Genomic DNA, 7332 nt, shown 5'->3' on the forward strand with positions numbered 1-7332 from the left:
GGCCAGCTTGAAGGTCCATATAGGCTTCTACAATGCCAGGGAAAGTGACGACTTCCGCATCTGGATGATTATCCTTCAAGTATGTCTCACTGGTTGTCCCGGAACGCGTCGCAACTTTTTTACCGGCTAGATCATCTTCTGATTTAATTTCTTCGTTATCAGACTGGACTGCAAGCATAAGACCAGCATCATAGTATGGATCAGAGAAATCGATGGTTTTTTGACGTTCTTCTGTGATTGTCATTCCTGCAATCCCGATATCATAACGCTCAGATTGCATACCAGTGACAACTCCATCGAATTTCATGGATTCAATATCAACTTTGAACCCTGCTTCGTCAGCAATCGCACGAATCAGGTCCATATCAAAACCTTCCATTTTACCTGTATCTTCATTTAGAAATTCAAAAGGTACGAAGTTATTATCTGTAGCGACTGTATATGTCTCTCCGCTATCGCCACCAGAATCGGACCCTCCATCTCCAGAAGCGCCATCACCTGAGCTTCCGCATGCCGCTAGAACAAGTACCAAAATGATACTTGTTATCATTAAGTAAAACTTTTTCATTATGTTTTCTCCCCCTTTAGTCGTTTACAGTTCTATTATCTCAAATTGTGCTATTAATTTGAAAATTCATAATTATTCTAAATTTAACAAAAAACGATAAAAATCAGCTTTAATTGACGTAGAACAACTCTTTTTCTATTAATTACTTTCTATAAGAGCCGAATGCTATGATTCTCGAAAAGTAATTTGTATATTTACTGGGAATTGAGGGAGATATTGATGTAACTTCTTTGAGGGCTATGATTTTAGTGGGGAGTATTTATAACTATTCATTAAAAAATATAACAGATACTAAGAAGAGGCAATAAAGTAAATACTTCTTAGAATTGTTAATTGAGGGACCTTACATTAAATATAAGTGATTGATAAGTAGATATAGCCATCTATGGAATCTTAACCATCCCAGTTTGAGGACTTGGAAGTATGAATGAATTGAAAGATAAGAAGGTTTAAGGAGCACCATTGAGTGTCTCAAAGTCTGTAATGACACTCGAGATAATTTATCAAATAAGAACTACCTCAAATCAAGCAGCAGGTGTGATTTAAAAGTGGAAGATAGTGAAAACGAATAGCTGAAAATAATACATAAAGAAGGGACCTATTCCAAATAAAGGATATGTTTTTTTGTATTTATAGACCAAGAACCAGCTTGTTGTCTAAAAATTGATAATAATATCAAAAATAATCCTTTTGTAATATTTGTAATTTGTAGGGAGTAAGGGGTAGCTTTTCCTATGGTTTAGATAGGGGAAAGGTTGTAATTGCATGTAACAATCAAGTAAAAAACTACCATTTTCAATGACATATTACAAATGTAGGGTTTTACATTCAAGTGTGTGGGAAGTAAGGTAAATAAATTCACTAAAAGTTTTGCCACTATAATAACCTCTGAAAAGGGTGGTGTAAATGACCAATCAAATAGAAGAGAATCAAGAAACAGCCACTGAGGAGGAATCCATCAAAGATAAAGTCGAAGGGGGGGTTAAAAAAGTAGCTTCCGTTGTTAGAAGTAAAGCGCCTACCTTCTCCAAAATCGTAAGGAAGGCAGATGACCCAAAGGAAGCACATGATCATGCCACTGATGAAATGCAAGATGCAGCAGGGGATTATTTCCAAAATCAATTTCAAAACTATCTTCAAGAAAAGACTTCCGCGAATGCAGATAATGTTCATGCAAAAGCTGAAGAGGCCAAAGAAAAAATGCAGGAAAACCTGCTTAAATTGAAAGAAAAAATTGCTTCAGTCAAGGAATCTGGCGAAGAGGTGCAAGAAAAAGTTAGTGCTAATTCCAATCGAAAAGTGAAGGGTGTACAGGACATCAAAAGCATTTCCCAAATTAAAAGCTCTTCAGATATTAAAGGACCGAAGGATGTAAAAGGGTTGGCCGACATTAAAACTTACCATAGTTAACTATTGAAAGGAGAATGAACATGGCTATTCAAAAATCAACAGATAGTTCAAGTCTTGCTGAGGTCGTCGACCGTATTCTGGATAAAGGGATCGTTATCGATGCATTCGCGCGTGTCTCTGTCGTAGGTATTGAACTGATAACCATTGAAGCGAGGGTGGTTATTGCCAGTGTAGATACATGGCTACGTTATGCAGAGGCCGTCGGTTTACTAAGAGACGAGGTAGAAGAAGAAGGCTTAGGCGGTCGATTAGGTGAACAGGATTCTTCCCAGTCTGGACAGTCCAACGAACGCAGCGGTGAATTCAGTATTTAATGATTAATAGAGGGTTGGGCAATCCAACCCTCTTATTCCTATGAGGATGGTGATTGAGAAAGCTATGAAAATACTAGACAAAGTTACAGATTTTTTTAAAGAAAATATTGCTCCTCCACATAAAATTATCTCCGCAAAAAAGAATGAAGAAGGCTGGAGAGTACTAGTCGAAATTATTGAGGAAAAAGATTATATGCGAAAGTATGCCCATGATGAAATGGTCGGCCTTTATGAAGTTTTTCTTGATGACAACCAGGAAGTGACTGGCTTCTCAAGATTAAGCTTGCGCTACCGCAGCGATTTAGAAGAACAAGCTGAATAGAAAGAGAGGGGAATGAAGAGTGACAAGGCTGACCAAAACGAAATCTGTACCGGAGGGAAAAGAAGGTGTGTATGACCATCCCTTTTTCCGAAGTTTAATAAGACGGTCGCTTCGATACTTGTCTTCCGGCTATCCTGTACACTATACAGGGCCGTCAGGAGTTGGTAAAACTACCCTGGCCTTGCACGTGGCAAAAAAGCGTAACCGTCCGGTATTGATGATCAGTGGAAATGAGGATCTATCCAATGAAGATTTAATTGGTGCTTATAAAGGGTATAGCCGGAAGAAATCGGATGACAACTTTATTAGAACAGTCCGGAAAATTGAGGAAGAGGTGACTGAAAGCTGGGTTGAAGGCCGATTGTATGAAGCGGTGAAAAATGGCTATACCGTCGTCTACGATGAATTTACAAGATCACGTCCCGATACGAACAACCTTTTTCTGTCCGTGATTGAAGAAAAACTCTTGCCCTTATATGGAGCTAAGCGGAAAGAATCTCATATTAAGGTCCACCCTGATTTCTCCATTATTTTCACGAGCAACCCGACAGAGTACGTAGGGATCTTTGAAACGCAGGATGCACTACTTGACCGAATGATCACGATCCCGTTTCACATGATGGATAAAGAAGCACAAGTGGCTGTCGTTCGTGAACGGACGTCGATGGAAGAATCTAAAGCCGAAAAAATCGTAGACTTAACTGAAAAAGTGAACGGGTTATGTGAAGAAGCCCATGATGGACTAAGTTTACGGGCGTCTATTATGATCGCTGACATTTTAGAAAAGTACGACATCCCTGTTGATGGAAAGAATGAAGACTTTCAAAATCTGGTTTTGGACATTACTTATTTCACATTGAATCTATGTAATGAGGATACCGAAGACTTACAAAATAAGATTTTAGATGTATGCAGAAACGTTTAGGAGGATCTGATGATGGCTGAGGAAAATGGAGTTTACGTTTTTTGTTGTATTCAAGCAGAAAGTGCAAAAGACTTTGGTTCCGTTCATTTTGAAGGCGAAGATCGCCCGGTTTTTACGGTCCATTATGAAGATGCAGCGATGGTAGCCGTTGAGGCACCTATCAAAATTTATCACCCCAAAAAAGAGAATTTAATGACCCATCAGCAAGTCATCTCCAAAGTTATGGAGAGTGAGAGTAGTGTTGTACCGATCAGTTTTGGAAACGTGTTTCAAACGCGGATGGATACAGAAGTTCTTCTGAAGAATTTGTATCCCCAGCTCGTTAAGTTGTTTCCTGAAGTCAGGAACAAGATTGAGATCGGCTTAAAGGTAGTTGGGAAAAAAGATTGGTTGGAGAACCAGGTGCAACAAAATGAAAAAGTGATGAAGCAGAAACAAACCGTTGCCAATAAAACGGAGGCTGCCGGTTATTTCGACAGAATCAAGCTTGGGGAAATGGCGCAAGACTTTTTCAAAATGCTGAAGCAGGACGTTGAAGGCGATGTTCATGCCTCCCTTGCTAAGCTGGCAGAGTCTGCTAAGTCCAATGAGACACTGGGAGAAAAAATGCTATTGAACGGCGCTTACCTGATCGATCGTGATAAAGAAGAAGCTTTTGATAAGAAGGTAAATGAATTGCATGAGCGCTGGAAGGATAAAGTTGACTTTAAATATACCGGTCCATGGCCGGCCTATAACTTCATCAATATTAAACTGAAGGTGGAGGAAACGACATGATTCATAAATTATTCACTTCCCCGATCAACTTGATTGTTAAAGTCGGCGAGCATGTCAAAGAAGAAGTGGATAAGGAAATGTACGATCTAGAACATATTCAAAAGAAGCTCATCCAGCTGCAAATGATGTATGAGCTTGAGGAAATTTCTGAAGAAACCTATCAATCTCAAGAAGAAGTCTTACTCCAGCGTTATGAAGTGGCAAAAAGAATGGAAATGGAGCAATGGGAAGAGCTGACGAAACGGTAGCAGGGGGCAGCATACAGATGAGTAAACTTTTGTATTTATATGGAATTATACCAAAACAAGTCGAAGAAGCAGACAGCTTCCCAGACATAAAAGGAATCGATGGGCAGCACAGTTTATCCATTATCAATTTCAATGAATGTGCAGCCGTGGTCTGTCCTGTCAATAAAGAGGAATATGGTGAAGAAGTACTGGAAGAAAAAACGAAACAAATGGATTGGGTGCAAGAAAAAGCGTTTCATCATCATGAAGCCTTGATCAGCTTGAGAGAACGCACAACGATTATACCGATGAAATTTTGTACGATCTTTCAAAATGAAGATAGCTTATCTGAAATGATTCATAGTCGTGAAAATGAGTGGGAAAGCCTCCTTCACGAGCTTGAAAATAAAGAAGAATGGAATGTGAAAATATATTGTGATCCCAGCCTTTTGAAGGAAGAGGTTGCAGAGAACAATTTAACTATAAAAAATAAGAAAGCTGAAATAGCTGAGATGTCTAAAGGAAGACAATATCTTGAACGAAAAAAGCTTGATCAATTGATCGACCAGGAAGTGGAGCAAGAGCAGCACATTTTCTCAAAAGGCTATCATGACAAATGGAAAGACCTCGCAGCGCAGGACGCAGTGAAAAAAGTCTGGAACAAAGATGTGACGGGAAAAGACGAGGAAATGTGCTGGAACAGCGCTTATTTACTCCCCATTGAACATGTAGAATCTTTTTTGGAAAACGTAACGGTAGCGAATAAAGAACATGCTTCTGCGGGATGGAAGTTTGAAATCACCGGTCCATGGCCAGCCTATCATTTTGTGAATCTCTCAAAAAGTGAGGTCTGACGGATGTCTTATCGAGATCAATATGAAAATAAAGATATCGCCCTCATTGATATTTTAGATACAGTATTGGACAAAGGGGTAGCGATCAAAGGGGATATAGTCATATCCATTGCCGGGATTGATCTAGTTTATCTGGATTTGCGAATTTTAATATCGGCTGTGGAAACGCTGGTTCAAAGCAACCAGAAGGCAGCTGAATCCCTGTCATCTGAACGTATGGATAAAGAAAAGGAGGCGTTAGAGCATGCCACCGAGTGATCTTGAACAAAAACCTGCGAAAAGCGGGCGTATTGAATTGGATCCAGAAGGAGCTGAGCAAGGTCTGGCACAGCTTGTCCTTACAGTTATCGAATTGCTAAGGCAGCTGGTCGAGCGTCACGCCCTCAGACGAGTAGATGGCGGCACGCTGACTGAAGAAGAAATTGAAAAGCTTGGTCTTGCGCTCATGAACCTTGAAGTGAAAATGGATGAGCTTAAGGACATTTTTGAACTGGACGATGAAGATTTGAATATCGACCTCGGACCGCTTGGGAATTTACTGTGAAAAGGAGGTTGAAGCATGGCTATTGAACAATCGACTCAGTCGAACAGTATCGTAGATGTGTTGGAGACTGTTTTGGATAAAGGGGTCGTCATCGCCGGGGACATTCGGGTCGGCCTAGCAGACGTTGAACTTTTGACCATAAAAATCCGCCTGATTGTCGCTTCTGTGGATAAAGCGAAGGAGATCGGTATGGACTGGTGGGAAAATGATCCTTATCTCAGTTCGAAAGCTGCTGAACAAGATACAAAAGCATTAGAAAAAGAAAACGAAGAATTACAAAAACGAATCGAGCGGTTAGAGAAAAATATGCAATCCAATCGTCTATAAAAAGAGTCTATCGTTACTTATACGAAGAGAAAAGGGGTCAGGGTAACCAAGTGCTTTCCGGACCCATTGAACAAAAATAAACAACAAGATTTAATCGAGTATATATAAAAAACTAAGGAGTGTTAACTATGGAAGCGAAAAATAAAACAGGATTGAACCACTCATCAAGTCAGCCCGAAGAAAACAAAAAGAAGGATACTAAACTGCAGAGAGCGGTGATCGGTGGTGTTGTCGGAGCTGCTGCAGGACTGCTGATCAACCCTAAGAAAAAACAGAATGCAGATCAGTCAGAAGAAAAAGACTCCTCCAGTTTTAAAGAGAAAGCAAGTAAAGCCGGAAGTAAGGCTAATGAGAAATTCAAGAATTTGAAAGACAAATCTAAAGAAAAATCGAAGCAAGTGACAGATAAATTTAAGAAATCCAAAAATAAAGAGGAGGAAGTCCCTAAGCTTGAAGAAGCTTCAGACGCTCAAGACGCACTTCCAGAAACAGCTGCTTCTCTTGAGAAACAAAATCAAAACGAACAGAACGAAAAAAAGGTACCTGAAAGCACAGAAGAGGAAGTGAAAACAGAATTGACCAGTGAAGATGACACGATTAAGTAGGATCAATGATTTCTGAAAGGGGATGAAGCTATGGATGATTTACTACTGACTTTAGTAAAAGCGGCCAATCAAAATGACTTTTCTCTGGATATCACTTTGAATGTAAACGGAGCCCTTGTGACTGGCACAACTGTATCCGCTCAAAAATATTTGGAATCTATCAGCCGGACACTTGAAGATGGCAATGAGACTTCACAAGAGATTAGTCAAAAGCTATCGAAAGCCAGTCAATCAGCAAAAGAATCTGCACAGGGTGAGACTCGCTTTGTCCACCTTAAAGATGCCCAGGTTTATAATGGTGACTCGCAGCCCACTCCGTCTGAGGAAAAATTCTACTGGAGAGGCAAAGCTGAGGAAGTGGATGGGTTTTTCTTAGGAAAAATAGATGCCAGAGTGGAATAATGTAAAGAGACGAGTCTTGCTAGGGGATACTCCTCCTGCAAGGCTTTTTATTTTGTT

General features: G+C 40.0%; 13 protein-coding genes. 12 read left to right on the forward strand and 1 reads right to left on the reverse strand.

Going from position 1 to position 7332, the window contains the following annotated elements; genetic code table 11:
- Positions 1-568: transporter substrate-binding domain-containing protein (locus LD39_RS02480; RefSeq protein WP_081988249.1), on the reverse strand; the 568-nt coding region annotated here is incomplete at its 3' end.
- A 906-nt stretch (positions 569-1474) separates the two neighbouring features.
- Between LD39_RS02480 and gvpQ the strand changes: the two genes are divergently transcribed.
- The 12 genes from gvpQ to gvpU all read left to right on the forward strand — a co-directional run bounded on the left by gvpQ (position 1475) and on the right by gvpU (position 7275).
- Positions 1475-1978 carry a gas vesicle protein GvpQ gene (gene gvpQ / locus LD39_RS21705; protein ID WP_052158697.1) on the forward strand — a complete coding sequence of 168 codons (504 nt, stop codon included), beginning with the start codon at positions 1475-1477 and terminating at the stop codon, positions 1976-1978.
- A gap of 20 nt (positions 1979-1998) precedes the next feature.
- Positions 1999-2292 carry a gas vesicle structural protein GvpA gene (gene gvpA, locus LD39_RS02490; protein WP_035542538.1) on the forward strand — a complete coding sequence of 98 codons (294 nt, stop codon included), beginning with the start codon at positions 1999-2001 and terminating at the stop codon, positions 2290-2292.
- Positions 2293-2338: 46 nt separating this feature from the next.
- Positions 2339-2614 carry a gas vesicle protein GvpO gene (gvpO, locus tag LD39_RS02495; RefSeq protein WP_035542540.1) on the forward strand — a complete coding sequence of 92 codons (276 nt, stop codon included), beginning with the start codon at positions 2339-2341 and terminating at the stop codon, positions 2612-2614.
- 19 nt (positions 2615-2633) lie between these two features.
- Positions 2634-3539, forward strand: a complete 906-nt coding sequence (gvpN, locus tag LD39_RS02500; RefSeq protein ID WP_035542543.1) for a gas vesicle protein GvpN — start codon at positions 2634-2636, stop codon at positions 3537-3539.
- 12 nt (positions 3540-3551) lie between these two features.
- Positions 3552-4316 (forward strand): GvpL/GvpF family gas vesicle protein, encoded by a 765-nt coding sequence (locus LD39_RS02505; RefSeq protein WP_035542544.1) that lies wholly within the window; start codon positions 3552-3554, stop codon positions 4314-4316.
- Positions 4313-4564 carry a gas vesicle protein GvpG gene (locus LD39_RS02510; protein ID WP_035542546.1) on the forward strand — a complete coding sequence of 84 codons (252 nt, stop codon included), beginning with the start codon at positions 4313-4315 and terminating at the stop codon, positions 4562-4564. Before LD39_RS02505 ends, LD39_RS02510 begins: the two co-directional genes overlap by 4 nt.
- A 17-nt stretch (positions 4565-4581) precedes the next feature.
- Positions 4582-5397, forward strand: coding sequence for a GvpL/GvpF family gas vesicle protein (locus LD39_RS02515; RefSeq protein ID WP_035542547.1), 816 nt, complete (start codon positions 4582-4584; stop codon positions 5395-5397).
- Between the two features lie 3 nt (positions 5398-5400).
- Positions 5401-5655 (forward strand): gas vesicle protein, encoded by a 255-nt coding sequence (locus tag LD39_RS02520; protein ID WP_035542549.1) that lies wholly within the window; start codon positions 5401-5403, stop codon positions 5653-5655.
- The gene (locus LD39_RS02525) at positions 5642-5941 is read left to right on the forward strand and encodes a gas vesicle protein K (RefSeq protein ID WP_035542551.1); all 300 of its coding nucleotides are present in this window, start codon (positions 5642-5644) and stop codon (positions 5939-5941) included. The genes LD39_RS02520 and LD39_RS02525 overlap by 14 nt, the downstream gene beginning before the upstream one ends.
- 15 nt (positions 5942-5956) lie before the next feature.
- The gene (locus tag LD39_RS02530) at positions 5957-6268 is read left to right on the forward strand and encodes a gas vesicle protein (protein ID WP_035542552.1); all 312 of its coding nucleotides are present in this window, start codon (positions 5957-5959) and stop codon (positions 6266-6268) included.
- Between the two features lie 128 nt (positions 6269-6396).
- Positions 6397-6873 carry a YtxH domain-containing protein gene (locus tag LD39_RS02535; RefSeq protein WP_035542554.1) on the forward strand — a complete coding sequence of 159 codons (477 nt, stop codon included), beginning with the start codon at positions 6397-6399 and terminating at the stop codon, positions 6871-6873.
- 30 nt (positions 6874-6903) lie between these two features.
- The gene (gvpU, locus tag LD39_RS02540) at positions 6904-7275 is read left to right on the forward strand and encodes a gas vesicle accessory protein GvpU (protein WP_035542557.1); all 372 of its coding nucleotides are present in this window, start codon (positions 6904-6906) and stop codon (positions 7273-7275) included.
- Positions 7276-7332: the final 57 nt, after the last annotated feature.

It is taken from the genome of Halobacillus sp. BBL2006, assembly GCF_000786645.1.
In the GTDB taxonomy this organism is placed as follows: domain Bacteria; phylum Bacillota; class Bacilli; order Bacillales; family Halobacillaceae; genus Halobacillus.

What these genes read in the sequence shown, in the direction of transcription:
- LD39_RS02505 (WP_035542544.1), top strand. Translation starts at nt 3,552, where the DNA reads ATGGCTGAGGAAAATGGAGTTTACGTTTTTTGTTGTATTCAAGCAGAA.
- LD39_RS02520 (WP_035542549.1), top strand. Translation starts at nt 5,401, where the DNA reads ATGTCTTATCGAGATCAATATGAAAATAAAGATATCGCCCTCATTGAT.
- gvpU (WP_035542557.1), top strand. Translation starts at nt 6,904, where the DNA reads ATGGATGATTTACTACTGACTTTAGTAAAAGCGGCCAATCAAAATGAC.
- gvpA (WP_035542538.1), top strand. Translation starts at nt 1,999, where the DNA reads ATGGCTATTCAAAAATCAACAGATAGTTCAAGTCTTGCTGAGGTCGTC.
- LD39_RS02510 (WP_035542546.1), top strand. Translation starts at nt 4,313, where the DNA reads ATGATTCATAAATTATTCACTTCCCCGATCAACTTGATTGTTAAAGTC.
- gvpO (WP_035542540.1), top strand. Translation starts at nt 2,339, where the DNA reads ATGGTGATTGAGAAAGCTATGAAAATACTAGACAAAGTTACAGATTTT.
- LD39_RS02530 (WP_035542552.1), top strand. Translation starts at nt 5,957, where the DNA reads ATGGCTATTGAACAATCGACTCAGTCGAACAGTATCGTAGATGTGTTG.
- gvpQ (WP_052158697.1), top strand. Translation starts at nt 1,475, where the DNA reads ATGACCAATCAAATAGAAGAGAATCAAGAAACAGCCACTGAGGAGGAA.
- LD39_RS02525 (WP_035542551.1), top strand. Translation starts at nt 5,642, where the DNA reads ATGCCACCGAGTGATCTTGAACAAAAACCTGCGAAAAGCGGGCGTATT.
- LD39_RS02515 (WP_035542547.1), top strand. Translation starts at nt 4,582, where the DNA reads ATGAGTAAACTTTTGTATTTATATGGAATTATACCAAAACAAGTCGAA.
- LD39_RS02535 (WP_035542554.1), top strand. Translation starts at nt 6,397, where the DNA reads ATGGAAGCGAAAAATAAAACAGGATTGAACCACTCATCAAGTCAGCCC.